This is a genomic window from Bacillus sp. JS (assembly GCF_000259365.1).
Classification (GTDB): domain Bacteria; phylum Bacillota; class Bacilli; order Bacillales; family Bacillaceae; genus Bacillus; species Bacillus stercoris.
On record NC_017743.1, the window covers coordinates 3983278 to 3999983 of the forward strand.

Below are 16706 nucleotides of genomic sequence, written 5' to 3' on the forward strand. Positions count from 1 at the left end.
TTCAGTCCCCATTAAGCCAAATCCAACAACTGCTGATCAATATAGTTTCTCGCGATCAATGCATATTCAAGCGGGTTTGCCACATCGGGGTCCTGTTCAGCTTCAATGACAATCCATCCGGAATAACTGTGCTTTAACAGCAGCTGATATACTTCTCTAAAATCAATGCAGCCGTCACCGGGAACTGTAAACATGCCTTTTAAAAATGATTGCCGGAACGATTGCCCTTCAAGCCTGCATTGTTCCATGACGTTCAGGCGGGCATCCTTAAAGTGCACATGCTTAATGCGGCCGATATGCTTCACAAGCAACCCCATGTAATCGCCGTCAGAAATATACGCATGGCCTGTATCATAGAGGAGGTGCACATGCGCAGGGTCTGTTCCTGTCATCAGGCGGTCCACTTCTTCCGCTGTTTGGACACCAGTGCCGAGATGGTGATGATAGACAAGCTTCAAGCCATGCTGATCGGCAATTTTGCCAAGGTGATTCAGCCCTTCGCAAAGCCGCTCCCATTCATCATCTGTAAAGTGCGGCTTCTCTGTGAACACGTTTTTCTCCAAGCTTTGCACGCTGTAGGTTTGTTCAGAGACAACTGCGACATCCGCGTTTACTTGCTGCAAATACTCACAATGCAGGGTAAAGGCCTTTGCCGCTTCACCAAGTCCGTCACGCAAAATAAAACTGCTGAACCATTTGCCTGCAATGCGTAAATTCCGAAGCTTCAGCTCTTTGTTCAGGATGGCAGGTTCGGGGAAAAAGCCCCCGACCTCCGTGCCTTGAAAACGTGCGACAACGATATCACTTAACAAATGCTGAAGTGTATTTCCCGCTCCAATTTCAGGCATGTCATCATTCCGCCACCCAATGGGAGCGATCCCCCACAGGATTTCATTTTTGCCCATCTATGGTGCCTCCCCTCTAATACTGCTTCGCAGATTCCAGCTTTTTCTCTTTTGCTTCGTAGGCTTTCTGAACGCTTTCTTGTTCAGATACCTCTGCCACTCCGACATGCCACCAGCTGTCATATCCGTCCGTCATTGTTTTTGGCAGAACCTTCATTTCTATTAATGTTGATACTTCCTGTTTCTTCGCATCCTCTAACGCCGCTTTTAATTCTTCTACTGTGTTCGCGCGGTAGGTTTTCGCGCCGTATCCCTCAGCGACTTTCGCGTAATCGACATTCAGGATTTGGTTGTCGTCTGTGCGGAACTCGCAATAGTAGCTGCCGCTGCCGTGATCCATTTGCAGGTTGTTGATGCATCCGAATCCCGAGTTGTCAAAGAGCAGCACATTGATTTTCTTGTTGTACTGAATCGCCGTAATCAGCTCGGAGTGAAGCATCAGGAAGCTGCCGTCTCCGACAATGGAATACACTTCTCTGTCAGGATGAGCCAGTTTAAGACCGAGTGTCCCTGACACTTCATAGCCCATGCAAGAATATCCGTACTCCAGGTGATACGTATTCGGAACATTAGAATGCCACAGACGCTGCAAATCTCCTGGAAGTGAGCCTGCTGAACAGATGATGACGCTGTCTTCAGGAATCGTCTCATTGATTGTCAGCAATGCCGTTGTTTGCGGAAGCTCAGTATTCAAGGCGTCGGCATATTCATTCAGAACCTCTTGAGAGAAATGATGTTTGATTTCCGGATCAAATGCTTCCCGCTTAAACGTCACTTTGCTGAGGCGTTCGCGTTCAGCGAGCCATTCGTCCTTCAGCTCCCGGATCGTTGTGCCGAACACGCTCTCATAGCCTGCAAGCAAGCCGTGCAGTTTGCTAAGCGTCACTTTCGCATCCGCTACCACTTGGAATGCATCAAGTTTATACGCCTGCATTCGGCTGACATTAATGTTCAAAAACTTCGCTTTATCAAAATCAAAAGCGGTCTTAGAGGATGTCGCAAAATCTGTATACCTTGTGCCGATGCCGATAATCAAATCAGCTTGGCGGGCCGCTTTATTTGCTGCAAGTGTACCTGTGATGCCCATTCCGCCAAGGTTGTTCGCAAAATCAGCCTCAACAGTAGACTTTCCTGCCTGTGTTTCAACTAACGGAATGTTATAGGCTTCAGAAATGGCAACCAATTCATCCCGCGCACCGGAGTATTTTGCGCCTCCGCCGACGAGGATCACAGGTTTTTTGCTGGATTTAATCAGCTCGGCCGCACCTTGAAGCTCACGCTCGCTCGGCTGCATGCGATCAATATAGTGAACCCGTTTGACGAAGAAACTTTCATCAAAATCGTATGCTTCCCCTTCAACATCCTGAGAAATACAAATCGTTGCCGGACCTGCTTTTGCCGGATCAGTCATGACTTCAAACGCGCGCAGCAAACTGCTCATGAGCTGCTCAGGGCGCGTAATGCGGTCCCAATATCTCGATACAGGTTTCAATGCATCGTTTGTTGTAATCGCCGCACTGTATTCTTGCTCCATTTGCTGCAGTACAGGGTCTGGCTGTCTTGTCGCAAATGTGTCTGCCGGAATCAAGAGAACTGGGATATTGTTTGCCAATGCAGTACCGGCTGCCGCCACTAAGTTAGCCGCTCCCGGTCCGACGGATGTAGACACCGCATATATTTTTCTTCTCAGCATTTGCTTGCTGTACGCCATGGCCGCATGCGCCATTCCTTGTTCATTTTTCCCTTGATAGACTTTCAAATGGCCTGCATCCTGCTCAAGCGCCTGCCCGATCCCCAATACGTTTCCATGGCCGAAAATCGTGAAAATCCCTTCGACAAAAGGCTCTTCTTTTCCATCAACATGGATGTACTGCTGGTTTAAGAATTTAATCAGCGCCTGTGCTGTTGTTAAGCGAATTTTCTTACCCACAAACGATCCCACCTTTACTCGATCTTTTTCAATTATGACTGTGCTTCAATAAGCTGTACGATTTCATCCGCAGTCGGCATCGCTTCTGACGAACTGTGCTTGCTCACCACAATGGAAGCTGAAGCACTGCCGTATTTCAATGCCGTTTCGATGTCTTTTCCGGTGACAAGGCCATAGATAAAGGCTGACGCATAGGAGTCACCGGCTCCAAAGGTTTTCAGCACTTTTGTCTTGTACGCTTGGGCGCGGAATACCTCGCCGGATTTGCTGTATGCGTAAGAGCCTTCGACGCCGTGTTTGATGACAACGAGGTCGGCTGAATGGCCAAATAAATGATTGACGGATTCCTCATTGCTTCCGCCTGTGCGGTTTTCCATCACATCAAATTCATCACGTGTGCCGATGACGATATCAGACTGCTCGGCAACCAAAGTGTAGTAAACGGCTGTTTCATCCGCTGACTGCCACGTATATGGCCGGTAATCCAGTTCGAATACCACCTTGACCTGATGCTTTTTCGCGTATTGAACAGCTTTTAACACCGCTTCCCGTGACGGGCTTTTGGCGAGCGCTGTCCCGGAGACAAGCAGCATTTTCGCATTTGCGATATAGTCCTCGCTTACCTCTGAAGGCTCAAGATAAAGATCCGCCACATCATCGCGATACATTAAGATGCTGCATTCTTCAGGGCTGAGGATTTCTGTAAATGCAAGGCCTGCTTTGTGTCCATCTTGATCAACAATCATCTGTGTAGTATCCACGCCGGTCTTTCTCATATAGGACTCTATGAATCTTCCATGCTGGTCATCTGGAATTTTGCCGATGAAGCCCGCTTTTAAGCCAAGCTTCGCGCTGCCGATCGCGATATTCGCAGGTGAACCGCCGACATATTTCGAAAATGTCATCGTTTCTTCCATTGGGCGGTTGTATTCGACTGCGTTCAGATCAATACATGCCCGGCCGATGGCAACAATATCAAAAGCCTTCTCTTCATTGAATATATACTTCATCGTAAACAGCCACTCCTCACTTGTTAACGTTCTAAAATCCACTCATGCGCCGGGTCATTATGAAACTTCCATTTCCGCGTCGGCCCTGCCATGACATTTAAATAGTAGGATGTGTATCCGTCCGGCACACCTACCGGGTGGTATCCCGCAGGAACGATGACAACGTTTTCATTTTCTACAGTCATTGTCTCATCAATAGAACGGTCATCTGTGTATACGCGCTGAAACACAAAGCCCTGCCCCGGGTCTAACTCATGGTAGTACGTTTCTTCTAAGAAAGATTCTTCCGGCAAGTTGTCTTGATCATGTTTGTGAGGCGGGTAGCTGGACCAGTTGCCGCTGTCTGTATAGACTTCAACCACTAATAGGCTGTTAGCTGAAGGGTCTGAATCCGGAAGAATGTTATGAACAGTACGTTTGTTTGAAAACTTCCCGCGATGCTCAATTCCGTTGTCTTCCGCTTTGATTAGCTTTGTCGGCAGCTGTTTTTCCGATGGAGAATAGCAAAGCGCCACTCTTGCGTTGCTGACCGCTGTAATCTCAAATGCACGGTCATTTGACATATAGACGCTGTCTGTCGGTTTTCGTTCGAATACGCTTTCACGCGTGCCGATATTCTCAAAAGTCGACTCATAATCCGTCACTGTAATTTTTCCCGTTACCGCCACAATACAGATTTCTTGTTTTTTCAATTCTTCTGCATAGCTGGAACCGGAAGCTAGATCTAACACCTTAAACTCTACATAAGTGAGATCAGAGTTGGATTTCGTTACTTCGTGCACCAATTTGACTCCATTAGACACTTCATGCGACTGCGGCTTACGCAACAAATAACTCATAGTGAAGCCCTCCTCTTTCTATTGGCAGAATGAGTCCGAACAGCGCACATGGACGCCGTTCGGCTTTTCGTCGTTTAGTTGAAATCAGGTTCCGGATATCTCGCCGTAACCACTTTTTTACGCGTATAGAAGTCGACGCTGTCTTTTCCGTTCGCATGCAGCGTCCCAAAGAATGAAGACTTCCAGCCTGAGAATGGGAAGAATGCCATTGGAGCCGGCACACCAAGGTTGATGCCGAGCATTCCCGCATCAATGTTTTCACGGAAATAGCGGATTGCGTTTGCGTTGGATGTAAACAGGCAGGCGCCGTTCGCAAACTCAGACTTATTGGCAATTTCAATCGCTTCTTTCAGGTTTTTCACACGGATGATAGATAAAACCGGAGCGAAAATTTCATCTTTCCAGATCGTCATCTCTGTTGTGACATTGTCAAAGATCGTCGGGCCGACAAAGTAGCCGTCGTCAGACACATTTTCACGGCCGTCACATACGAGTCTCGCGCCTTCTTCAAGGCCTTTTTCGATATAGCTGAGCGTGCGTTTCTTGTTGTCTTCGCGAATCACCGGTCCTAAGAACACACCGTCATCAAGGCCATTGCCGATTTTAATGTCCGCCACTTTTTCCTGCAGCTTCGCCATAAATTCATCAGCGATACCTTCTTCAACCGTCACAACCGCACAAGCCATGCAGCGTTCACCGGCAGAACCGAAGGCAGCACCGACGATGTTTGTGACCGTGTCTTCAAGATGCGCGTCGTTCAAGACAATCGTATGGTTTTTCGCGCCGGTCAGAGATTGAACGCGTTTTAAGTGTTCGCTTCCTTTTTTGTAGACGTATTCGCCGACCGGCTTGGAGCCTACGAATGAAATCGCTTTAATTTCTGGATGCTCGAGGATGCCGTTCACAACGTCATGCGCACCGTATACGACGTTGAATACCCCTTTCGGAAGGCCCGCTTTTTCAAAAAGCTCAACCAACTTCTCTGTTAACAGCGGTGTCCGCTCTGATGGTTTTAAAATAAATGTGTTGCCGAGTGCGATCGCCATCGGGAACATCCAGCAAGGGACCATCATCGGGAAGTTGAATGGCGCGATTCCGCCGACAACTCCGATGGGGTAGCGGTAGTTGGCCGCTTCAACGTCCGTTGCGATGGAAGCAAGCGAATCACCCATCATCAGAGAAGGTGCTCCAGCGGCGAACTCTACGTTTTCAATCCCGCGTCCCACTTCACCTAAAGCTTCTTTTGTGTTTTTTCCGTTTTCAATGGTAATCAGATGAGCCAGTTCTTCTTTATGCTGGGACAGCAGCTGCTGGAAGTTAAATAGAATTCTGGCGCGGCGCGGAACCGCCACCTTTGACCATGTTTTAAATGCTTCAGCCGCTGTTTGCGCTGCGTAATCAATATCCTCTTTTGTAGAAATCGGCACTTGGCACAGTACTTCTTTCGTCGCCGGGTTGACGACATCTTCATATTGATCTGTTTTGCTTTCAACCCATTCACCGTTGATGTAGTTTTTTAATTTTCTGATTTCTGCCATTCTTATTGCCTCCTTCATTAGTAAACACATACACTTGTATGGATGGTTCAGAATAGATTCGTATCAATATCCACTTTTCAGTAAGCCAAGAATTAAACGCTTTCAAAAAAACCAAAAAAATAAATGGCGGATGTATATTTACATACAAGCAACCATTTCATGCACATCAGGTTACTTTTTGGTCATTTCTTGGTTATATTCTAATCGTATAATACCCATAAGTCAATCATAAACACTACATTTTTTCATTATTTTTATGATATTAATCTTTTAATCAATGAGAAGAGTGACGAGAAGTCCATCGAATCTTGCGAAAGATATATAACGATGTTATCATTTTTTAAGCAACTATTGATTAACTTTTGGTTTTTATTATATATTTATGTTACGTAAAGATTCAAGAAGGAGTTTTTGATATGAAACTGATGCGGATTCAGGAAATGGAGGAGTACATTTTATCGCATGGCACTGTTTCCTTAGATGAGCTGTGCCAAGTGTTCAATGTCTCCAAAAACACAGTCAGACGTGATATCAACAAGCTAACAGAAAAGGGTGCGATAGAAAAAGTATATGGCGGCGTAACATCTATTGAAAAAACCGCATTAGTTCCTTTTGAAAATCGCACCATTCAGCACCAGGATGAAAAAACAAAAATCGCCCATTATGCTTCCCGTTTTATTGAAGATCACGATTTGGTCTTTATTGATTCAGGAACGACGACAAAGTCTATTCTTGATACGCTTGACCCTGCCAAAAATGTCACCATCTTAACCAACAGTTTAGACATTATCAATGCGGCATCAGCTTTGAAGAATATCAACTTAATCATTATCGGAAACAACTATAAGAGAAAAACCCGCTCCTTTGTCGGCATGGACGACCCGGCTATGCTTGATAAGTACAATATCAACAAAGCCTTTATGTCCGCTACCGGAACGACGCTGACACACGGTTTGACCAATTCAGATCTGCTGGAGTATGAAATTAAAAAGAGGATTTCAGAAAAAGCAAAAGAAGTGTATCTATTGGCTGACCATTCTAAATTTGGAAAATCAACGCTTCTGACGTATGCACCGTTTGACAGGCTGCATTGCATTGTGACCTCTCAGCCATTAGACGACGAGTACACGCAATACTGCAATGAGCATCAAATCGGCATTCATCTGGCCTAACGTTTACAATAGTGTTGAGAGTTTATCATCCATTTTATTCTAGGAGGCAGATCATGAAAAAAGCGAAGCTCGGAAAATCAGACTTGCAGGTATTCCCTATCGGATTAGGAACAAATGCTGTCGGAGGACATAACCTCTACCCGAACCTGAATGAAGAAACCGGAAAAGAATTGGTGCGCGAGGCGATTCGTAATGGCGTGACCATGTTAGACACCGCTTATATTTACGGGATCGGCCGTTCCGAAGAATTAATCGGTGAAGTGCTGCGTGAATTCAACCGTGAAGATGTTGTCATCGCAACAAAAGCCGCTCACAGAAAACAAGGCAATGACTTTGTCTTTGATAATTCACCAGCATTTCTTAAAAAATCAGTTGATGAAAGCCTGAAGCGCTTGAATACCGATTATATCGATTTGTTCTACATTCACTTCCCTGACGAACATACGCCGAAGGATGAAGCCGTTAACGCACTTAATGAGATGAAGAAAGCCGGAAAAATCCGCTCCATCGGTGTATCCAATTTCTCTTTAGAGCAATTGAAAGAAGCAAACAAAGACGGTTTGGTAGATGTATTGCAAGGCGAATACAACCTGTTAAACCGTGAAGCGGAAAACACATTCTTCCCGTATACGAAGGAGCATAACATTTCATTTATCCCTTACTTCCCGCTCGTATCTGGTTTATTGGCAGGAAAGTATACAGAAGATACAACGTTCCCTGAAGGCGACCTGCGCAACGAACAGGAACACTTCAAGGGCGAGCGTTTCAAAGAAAATATCAGAAAGGTCAACAAGCTTGCGCCGATTGCTGAAAAACACAACGTGGATATCCCTCACGTCGTATTGGCTTGGTATTTAGCAAGACCGGAAATTGATATTTTAATCCCTGGAGCAAAACGTGCCGATCAGCTGATTGATAACATCAAAACAGCCGACGTGACGCTTTCTCAAGAGGATATTTCGTTTATTGATAAGCTGTTCGCATAAGAGAAAACAGCCTTCCATTGGGGAAGGCTGTTTTTTTGCGCGATAAATTCCTAGAAGCAAAATCTTACAAAAAGAGCCATACATCCGATAAAATAAAGGTAGTTGAATCTCAGAAAGAAAGTGATGAAAAAGCAAAAGCATACAATGTTAATCTCACCTAGAAATATAGACTCATATCAATCAAAAAAGCTGATCCAGCTTCTTTGATTCGCAGCTCAGAATAGCGGGCCGTTTCGGCGGTCTATGGAGGAAACAGAATGAAACTTAAATATGTAAAAGCCTTAGTCGCAGTAATTGTTGCTTTAGGTGTACTGCTGCCATCAACGATTTCTCATGCAAAAAGCTTTAGCGGCCGCTCATCATCTAGTTACAGCAGCCGAAGTTCAAGCTCATCATACAGCGGAAGCTATAAATCCAGCCCGAAGTCAAGCTACAGCTCAGGATCAAGCTCCTCAAGCAAAAAATCCAAGACGTCTGATGATTCATCATCAATTTCACTGAAAAAGAAGCCTTCGGAAAAGGCAAGCTCATCAAGCGCTAAAAAATCGTCAGGCACCTTTTCCGGCGCTACATCAAAAGTAAGCGGAAAGACATACAGCGGGAAAACGACTAAAGCCTATGTTGGCGGACGATATGTTTCAGTCAATCATTACTATCACGCAGGTTTCGCGCCATCAGGATGGTTTGGATATTATAGCGGATTTACAATGGGGATGTTCATGATCAGCATGATGCACCCATGGGGTTACACCTATCATCCAGTCGGAGGCCCAGGCTATGTTTCTTATGGCGCTTCCCCCATTGCCTGGATCGTTGATATCATCGCTTTAATCATTATTTTCATCATTGTCATCGCACTGATTCGCGCATTTAAAGCACCGAAGACGTACAGAAGGAGATTTTAGGCAATGAGATTAATATTAAATGAGCAAGAAATGGTAGACGGAATTTGCGTGTATATTTCCAATGAAGAAGATATCTGCCCTGAAGACGTTGAAGTAAAAGAACTATCCTACAACAAGCGTACAGGATTCTTCGCTGAAGCCACGTTTGGCCTGCACCACAAGCAGCTTATGTCAGATGACATTTCGGAAGGCATTATTCAGTTCTTAGAGGAATACCACAACTTCAATCCAGACGTTACCGTCGTTGAATTGCAATTTGATAAGAAAAAAGGCTTCTCCGCCTTGGTTTTCGTCAACGAGGACGAGTAAAAACCAAAACCTTACTCCGCGCGAGTAAGGTTTTTTTGATGCTTTTCCCCTCCGGCCCATGAAAGGCAGGTACAGAAACAGCATGTTTTCCGATAAATAGGAAGAGCATCGGCCCCCTTTCAGTATAATATCCTAAAAGAAAAATCGTTTTTGTTTTGTAAGTTATATTTACAAATGATCATTTCATTATGCTGTTGTAAACCACGTATATAGATAAGCTGTTGTCCCTTCATAACCAAACACCATGAACAAATTCCAATCATCATAGATGACGACATGCCTGCTTTCATCCATAAACAGCGACTCATCAATTTGAATACCGTTATTTTCATAGGTATGGATTCGCTGTAAAGCAGATGCTCCGTCAATTTCGGAAAAAATCCCATGCTCTATTACCGGTTCCAGTATGTTCGTTAATACAGCATCTCTAGTTTTCTCTATTGCTGCTCTGTTCCATTCCCGGCTTGCTTCGGCATACTCTTCCCTCTCTAGTAATAAACAAAAGACATCTTCAATTGATTTATCTTCTGGCCTTTCAGCTGTTAAGTAAAAAACGAATGATTCTGAATCAGGCTGGCGAAATTCCTGAATGCTGATATGCGGTAAAACATCCAATTGGCTGCTGCATACTTTCTTAAGCTTTTGCTTTTCCAACATAAAAAAGCCTCCTTATATTCATATCCTTGCGTAAAAAAGGTTTTGGCGCTTACAATAATTTTGAAAGGAATGATCACAATGGCAAATGCTCAATTCCCTCTTATCACACATAACCTATCTGTCGATCTTGTGAATACTGAAATCGTAAGCTATGATAAACGGCACGAGCTCATCCCGTCAGAAAAAGACCTGATGACATGGTTTAAAATAATGGGAGAAACTGCTCCTTTTCTCAGTTCTTTGACGCTACAGGAAGTCCGGGGACGATTGCAGCGGATTCATCAATTCCGGGCTGAGTTGAGAAAACACTTTGAGTATATCGCCGAGGGCAGTGAACCTTCCCCAGCTTTTATCTCTTTCCTGCAAGATCAAATCACCGCCGCTCCTTTTTCTTATCAAATCATAGATGACAAACTTGCCCGCATTCCGAATGGAAAACCAGATGATTCCATTTTATCGCTTATCGCTTACGATGCGTTATGGCTGATTCACACAAAAGAAATCCAACAGCTGAAACGGTGCGCAAATGAAAAGTGCATTTTGCTATTTCTTGATAAAACAGGGAGACGAAAATGGTGTTCCATGAAGATATGCGGCAACAGACATAAGGTCTCACGCCATCAGAAAAAAATAAATCATGAGTAAGAATCCGTTCCCCAGCGAACGGTTTTTTTATTGATCCGAAAAACTAACCCCTAAAAATAAAATTGACAGGTTATTGTTTACCTATTATTCTAAATATACTGGAGGGATAAATTTGGAAAACAACTTCTTTTTAAAAATGAAAGGGACAGGAAAGACGCCTTTACGGGTAAACGGCAAAGACGCTGTTACAGGGCTTATCGGAGGATTTATAACCATACTGACACTCGCTTCGCTGACCGCTTATACATCAAGCTTATGGTTAATGGCGCCTTTTGGAGCAAGCTGTGTGCTCGTCTTCAGCGCTTGGAATGCTCCATTATCACAACCGAGAAATGTGATTGGCGGCCATTTTATTTCCGCGCTTACCGGGATTGTTGTCCTTCACATATTCGGCGCCCATCCATGGACCTTTGCATTGGGGACAGGGCTTGCCATTTGCTTGATGATGCTGACCAAAACCACTCATCCTCCTGCCGGCGCCGACCCGATTGTTGTTATTCAAGGGGCATATGCTTGGAGTTATTTAGTATTTCCCGTGCTCATTGGGTCTGTCATCATCGTGATTATCGCTCTCATTATTAATAACTTACGCAAAAATCGCCAATACCCCGCCTTTTGGCTTTAAAGTTTCCGTTTTTTCAAAACAAATGTTTCAAATGAGATAGGAAATGGGTACTAATCTATTAACTTTGTTACATATTTTTAGTTACTCATTGGCTCAACAACTGAGGAGGAGACATTTGTGAAGAAAGACACAAGGAAATATATGATCTACTTTTTCGGCGCTTTAGGGGGACTGCTTTACGGTTACGATACAGGCGTTATCTCCGGGGCACTCCTGTTTATCAATAACGATATTCCTTTAACGACATTGACAGAAGGATTGGTTGTCAGCATGTTGCTCCTTGGCGCGATTTTCGGTTCGGCCTTGAGCGGCACATGCTCAGACCGCTGGGGCAGGAGAAAGGTTGTATTTGTCCTTTCCATCATTTTCATTATCGGAGCGCTCGCTTGCGCATTTTCTCAAACAATCGGCATGCTGATTGCATCTAGGGTGATTCTCGGATTGGCCGTCGGCGGTTCAACGGCGCTTGTGCCCGTATATCTTTCAGAAATGGCACCGACAAAAATTCGCGGTACACTCGGCACAATGAACAACTTAATGATCGTCACAGGAATTTTGCTCGCCTATATCGTGAACTACCTGTTCACACCGTTTGAAGCGTGGCGCTGGATGGTCGGTCTGGCCGCGGTGCCTGCCGTGCTTTTATTAATCGGCATCGCATTCATGCCGGAATCGCCAAGATGGCTGGTGAAGCGCGGCCGTGAAGAAGAAGCGAGACGAATCATGAACATCACTCATGATCCCAAAGACATCGAAATGGAATTGGGAGAGATGAAGCAAGGAGAAGCAGAGAAAAAAGAAACAACACTCAGCGTCCTAAAAGCCAAATGGATTCGCCCTATGCTTCTGATTGGCGTCGGCCTTGCCATTTTTCAGCAGGCGGTCGGCATTAACACGGTGATCTACTACGCGCCGACCATTTTTACGAAGGCCGGTCTTGGCACGTCAGCTTCCGCACTCGGCACAATGGGAATCGGCGTCCTTAACGTCATCATGTGTATCACTGCCATGATTTTAATTGACCGTGTCGGACGCAAAAAACTTCTGATCTGGGGAAGTGTCGGCATTACACTGAGCCTTGCTGCTTTATCAGGCGTGCTCCTGACACTGGGGCTTTCCGCATCAACAGCGTGGATGACAGTAGTCTTTCTCGGCGTCTATATCGTCTTTTACCAGGCGACATGGGGTCCGGTAGTGTGGGTGCTCATGCCTGAGCTCTTCCCATCCAAAGCGCGCGGAGCCGCGACAGGGTTCACGACTTTGGTGTTATCGGCAGCCAACCTGATCGTGTCGCTCGTCTTCCCGCTGATGCTAAGCGCAATGGGCATCGCATGGGTCTTTATGGTTTTCTCAGTCATTTGTCTTCTCTCATTTTTCTTCGCTTTCTACATGGTGCCGGAAACCAAAGGGCGAAGCTTGGAGGAAATTGAAGCAAGCCTGAAAAACCGATTTAAAAAGAAGAAAAGCACCCAAAACCAAATGCTAAATGAGCGTACATTATAAAAAAAGGAATCGTCTCCTTATGGGACGATTCCTTTTTCTGTTTACACCATGACCTTGCAAATATTGTTCGTAAATTCAACAGGGTCCTGAATCGGCAGGCCTTCAATGAGAAGCGCCTGATTGTATAAAAGGTTTGTGTACAGGCTCAGCTTATCTTTATCCTGTGCAAACGCGTCTTGGAGCGTTTGGAATACCTCGTGATTCGGGTTAATTTCCAGCACTTTGTCCGCCTTTACATTTTGGCTGTCAGGCATTGCGTTTAAGATTTTTTCCATCTCAATTGTCACTTCGCCGTCAGCAGCAAGGCAGACTGGATGTGATTTAAGCCGTTTTGAGATTCTGACGTTTTTCACCTTGTCTGACAGAATGTTTTTCATTTCCTCAAATAGATCCTTATACTTGCTTTCCTCTTCCTCGGACTGCTTCTGATCGTCATCCGTATCTATGCCAAGGTCTCCGCTTGATACGGATTTGAATTCTTTTTCCTGATAAGATGCCAGCATTTTAATCGCAAACTCATCGATGTCCTCAGTAAAGTAGAGAATTTCATAGCCTTTATCCGCCACCATTTCCGTTTGCGGCAGTTTCTCAATGCGATCGTATGAATCACCAGTCGCGTAATAAATGTATTTCTGCTCCTCTGGCATTCTGGAAACGTACTCATCTAAGCTGACCAGTTTTTTCTCTTTTGAAGAGTAGAATAATAGGAGATCCTTCAATTGATCCTTATTCGCGCCAAAATCATTGTACACGCCGAATTTCAGCTGTCTGCCGAACGACTTGTAGAACGTCTCGTATTTCTCGCGGTCTTTTTTCAACAGGCTTTGCAGCTCGCTTTTGATTTTCTTGCTGATGTTTTTCGCGATCAGCTTCAGCTGGCGGTCATGCTGCAGCATTTCTCTGGAAATGTTCAGCGACAGATCCTCAGAATCGACCATGCCCTTCACAAAACTGAAGTGATCCGGAAGCAGATCTGCGCACTTATTCATGATCAGCACGCCATTGGAATACAGCTCCAAGCCTTTTTCATATTCCTTGGAATAGTAGTCAAACGGCATGTTCTCAGGGATGAATAGAATCGCGTTGTAGCGAACCGCTCCATCCACACTGATATGAACGTGTGTCAGCGGTTTATCAAACCCGTAATGCTTTTCAGCATAAAATTTTTCGTAGTCCTCATCTGTCAGCTCGCTTTTGTTCTTTCGCCAGATTGGCACCATGCTGTTGACCGTCTGCTCTTCCTGCACCTCTTCAAACTCATTTTCGCTGCCTTCCTTCGGCTTATTAATGGTTGTGTCCATTTTGATCGGGTAGCGAATGAAGTCGGAGTACTTCTTGATGATCGCTTTTAAACGATATTCCTCTAAAAACTCGTCATAGCTGTCATCTTCTGTGTTCTCTTTGATTTTCAGGATAATGTCTGTACCGACAGAATCTTTTTCACACGGTTCAATCGTATAGCCGTCTGCACCCGCAGACTCCCATTTATAAGCCTCATCGCTGCCAAGCGCCTTACTGATAACTGTCACGACATCGGCAACCATAAATGCCGCGTAAAAACCGACACCGAACTGTCCGATAATATCATGCCCGTCTTTCAGCTCGTTTTCCTTTTTAAACGCGAGGGAACCGCTTTTTGCAATCGTGCCAAGGTGCTGTTCCAGCTCATCCTTTGTCATTCCGATCCCCGTATCAGAGATGGTTAATGTTCTCGCATCTTTGTCAGCCGCGACCTTTATGTAGTAACTGTCTTTATCAAACGTAAGCGCATCGTCCGTCAGCGCTTTGTAATAGATTTTGTCAATTGCATCACTCGAATTGGAGATTAACTCGCGCAGGAAAATTTCTTTTTGGGTATAAATGGAGTTAATCATCATATCCAGCAAGCGTTTAGATTCTGCTTTAAACTCTTTTTTCGCCACTCTTGATCGCTCCTTTAACGTTATGTAAACCCTTTTCAGCATCTATTTATCACATACGGTGACAATTGTCAATTAGATTGATAGATGCATATATATGTAAATTTAACATTAGTTGGGCTTGTTTTCACTCTTTTTCACACTCTTTCTAATAAAAAAAGAGAGGCTTCATCATCCTCTCTTTTTTTCTGGGTCATTCCAACGGCCAAACTCCCGCTTCATCCATATATGCACCGGGTAGAAAAACAAACCGAACGGTATCAAAAACAATAGATTATGCCATGAAGCATTCAGAAATGCGCTTGCAGTCACCGGAAACGTAATCTCTTGCAATACAAAAGAGATGACAGTCAGCACAACAAATGCAGCTGGAATGGTCACGAAGCAATAAAATGTAAGCTCCTTCTTATGCTGTACCTTCAAACTTACAAACCTCCCAACAATTTCTAATCCATTTTAACATATGCTGGCATTTCTTTTCTCGCATGTTTATCACTGCACATAGCGGGAAGACAAATAGTAAAAGGAGGTCTCGTATCATGGGAAGACTTGAAAACAAAACAGCATTGATCACAGGCGCCGCGACAGGCATTGGTCAAGCGACGGCAGAGGTTTTTGCCAATGAAGGCGCGCGCGTGATCATCGGAGATATCAATACAGATCAAATGGAAGAAACAGTGGACGCAATCAGAAAAAACGGAGGACAGGCAGAATCCTTCCACCTCGATGTGTCAGATGAAAACAGTGTGAAAGCTTTTGCTGACCAAATCAAGGATGCATGCGGAACGATTGATATTTTGTTTAATAATGCCGGCGTTGATCAGGAAGGCGGAAAAGTCCACGAATATCCCGTTGACCTGTTTGACCGCATTATCTCCGTTGACCTGCGCGGCACGTTCCTTTGCAGCAAATATCTGATTCCGCTCATGCTCGAAAAAGGAGGCTCCATCATCAACACCTCCTCTATGTCAGGCCGGGCCGCGGACCTCGACCGCTCTGGCTACAACGCGGCAAAAGGCGGAATCACCAACCTGACAAAGGCGATGGCCATCGACTACGCACGAGACGGCATCCGCGTCAACTCCATTTCGCCGGGTACGATCGAAACCCCGCTGATTGACAAATTAGCAGGCACCAAAGAACAGGAAATGGGTGAAACATTCCGCGAAGCCAACAAATGGATCACGCCGCTCGGGCGCCTCGGCCAGCCGAAGGAAATGGCAACAGTAGCGCTGTTCCTCGCGTCAGACGACAGCTCATACGTTACAGGAGAAGACATCACCGCAGACGGCGGCATCATGGCATATACATGGCCTGGGAAGATGCTGATTGATGAGAAGTGGAAGGAAGAAACGAAATAGACATGCTGCGCAATTTTATGCGTTAATTAACAAAAAGGGAGCTCAACCTGAATCATCAGGTTAAGCTCCCTCTTCTTTTTTCCAAGTGAAAAACAACTACATATTGCATTTATCCATATATATTTTACAATGAATTTAGCATTTATTGGAGATTAACAGGGATGAATATTTTTAACCTTGCTTTATATCTTATCTATTTAACTGTGTACTTTTCGAGCTAAAAATACCAAAAGTTCAATGAATACTTAAAGTATATCCCTTATTAGGGTTACAGTAGTATAAAAATAAATTTGACAGAAAGGTCAAGCAATTTATGTCGCAAAACAAACTATTATTTTTACTCTTTTCATTTTCTTCTATCATTCACTTGCTCTTCAATACGATTTTAGATCCTACTTCAAG

General features: G+C 44.7%; 16 protein-coding genes. 8 read left to right on the forward strand and 8 right to left on the reverse strand.

The features are described 5' to 3' along the window. Positions 1-11: 11 nt before the first annotated feature. The 5 genes from iolE to iolA all read right to left on the reverse strand — a co-directional run bounded on the left by iolE (position 12) and on the right by iolA (position 6222). Positions 12-905: a myo-inosose-2 dehydratase gene (gene iolE / locus MY9_RS20200; protein ID WP_014666020.1), complete on the reverse strand. Its 894-nt coding sequence runs from the start codon at positions 903-905 to the stop codon at positions 12-14. 16 nt (positions 906-921) lie between these two features. Then, on the reverse strand, positions 922-2835 hold the full coding sequence (iolD, locus tag MY9_RS20205; protein ID WP_014666021.1) for a 3D-(3,5/4)-trihydroxycyclohexane-1,2-dione acylhydrolase (decyclizing): 1914 nt from the start codon (positions 2833-2835) through the stop codon (positions 922-924). Between the two features lie 32 nt (positions 2836-2867). Further along, positions 2868-3845, reverse strand: a complete 978-nt coding sequence (gene iolC, locus MY9_RS20210) for a 5-dehydro-2-deoxygluconokinase (RefSeq protein WP_014666022.1) — start codon at positions 3843-3845, stop codon at positions 2868-2870. 23 nt (positions 3846-3868) lie between these two features. Beyond that, positions 3869-4684: a 5-deoxy-glucuronate isomerase gene (gene iolB, locus MY9_RS20215; protein ID WP_014666023.1), complete on the reverse strand. Its 816-nt coding sequence runs from the start codon at positions 4682-4684 to the stop codon at positions 3869-3871. A gap of 74 nt (positions 4685-4758) precedes the next feature. Further along, positions 4759-6222, reverse strand: coding sequence for a methylmalonate-semialdehyde dehydrogenase (gene iolA / locus MY9_RS20220; protein ID WP_014666024.1), 1464 nt, complete (start codon positions 6220-6222; stop codon positions 4759-4761). Positions 6223-6638: 416 nt separating this feature from the next. On the opposite strand from iolA, the gene iolR reads away from it, so the two are divergent. The 4 genes from iolR to MY9_RS20240 all read left to right on the forward strand — a co-directional run bounded on the left by iolR (position 6639) and on the right by MY9_RS20240 (position 9594). Beyond that, on the forward strand, positions 6639-7394 hold the full coding sequence (iolR, locus tag MY9_RS20225; protein ID WP_003227050.1) for a myo-inositol utilization transcriptional regulator IolR: 756 nt from the start codon (positions 6639-6641) through the stop codon (positions 7392-7394). 53 nt (positions 7395-7447) lie between these two features. Beyond that, positions 7448-8380 (forward strand): aldo/keto reductase, encoded by a 933-nt coding sequence (locus MY9_RS20230; RefSeq protein ID WP_014666025.1) that lies wholly within the window; start codon positions 7448-7450, stop codon positions 8378-8380. A gap of 257 nt (positions 8381-8637) precedes the next feature. Continuing rightward, the gene (locus MY9_RS20235) at positions 8638-9285 is read left to right on the forward strand and encodes a hypothetical protein (RefSeq protein WP_014666027.1); all 648 of its coding nucleotides are present in this window, start codon (positions 8638-8640) and stop codon (positions 9283-9285) included. A 3-nt stretch (positions 9286-9288) separates the two neighbouring features. After that, positions 9289-9594 carry a DUF2653 family protein gene (locus MY9_RS20240; protein ID WP_014666028.1) on the forward strand — a complete coding sequence of 102 codons (306 nt, stop codon included), beginning with the start codon at positions 9289-9291 and terminating at the stop codon, positions 9592-9594. Positions 9595-9780: 186 nt separating this feature from the next. Here MY9_RS20240 and MY9_RS20245 read toward each other — a convergent pair whose 3' ends face one another. Continuing rightward, on the reverse strand, positions 9781-10251 hold the full coding sequence (locus MY9_RS20245; RefSeq protein ID WP_014666029.1) for a hypothetical protein: 471 nt from the start codon (positions 10249-10251) through the stop codon (positions 9781-9783). Between the two features lie 69 nt (positions 10252-10320). Between MY9_RS20245 and MY9_RS20250 the strand changes: the two genes are divergently transcribed. The 3 genes from MY9_RS20250 to MY9_RS20260 all read left to right on the forward strand — a co-directional run bounded on the left by MY9_RS20250 (position 10321) and on the right by MY9_RS20260 (position 13024). Beyond that, positions 10321-10896 (forward strand): CGNR zinc finger domain-containing protein, encoded by a 576-nt coding sequence (locus MY9_RS20250; protein ID WP_014666030.1) that lies wholly within the window; start codon positions 10321-10323, stop codon positions 10894-10896. Positions 10897-11032: 136 nt separating this feature from the next. After that, the gene (locus MY9_RS20255) at positions 11033-11521 is read left to right on the forward strand and encodes an HPP family protein (protein WP_237711729.1); all 489 of its coding nucleotides are present in this window, start codon (positions 11033-11035) and stop codon (positions 11519-11521) included. A 117-nt stretch (positions 11522-11638) separates the two neighbouring features. After that, positions 11639-13024 (forward strand): sugar porter family MFS transporter, encoded by a 1386-nt coding sequence (locus MY9_RS20260; protein WP_014666032.1) that lies wholly within the window; start codon positions 11639-11641, stop codon positions 13022-13024. Between the two features lie 41 nt (positions 13025-13065). Here the strand turns inward: MY9_RS20260 and htpG are convergent, their stop codons facing one another. Beyond that, on the reverse strand, positions 13066-14946 hold the full coding sequence (gene htpG, locus MY9_RS20265; protein WP_014666033.1) for a molecular chaperone HtpG: 1881 nt from the start codon (positions 14944-14946) through the stop codon (positions 13066-13068). A gap of 168 nt (positions 14947-15114) precedes the next feature. Next, complete coding sequence (locus tag MY9_RS20270) at positions 15115-15366, reverse strand: hypothetical protein (RefSeq protein WP_014666034.1); 252 nt, start codon at positions 15364-15366, stop codon at positions 15115-15117. Positions 15367-15482: 116 nt separating this feature from the next. On the opposite strand from MY9_RS20270, the gene MY9_RS20275 reads away from it, so the two are divergent. After that, entirely contained in the window at positions 15483-16304 is an 822-nt protein-coding gene (locus MY9_RS20275) for an SDR family oxidoreductase (RefSeq protein ID WP_014666035.1), read from the forward strand. Positions 16305-16706 lie beyond the last annotated feature (402 nt).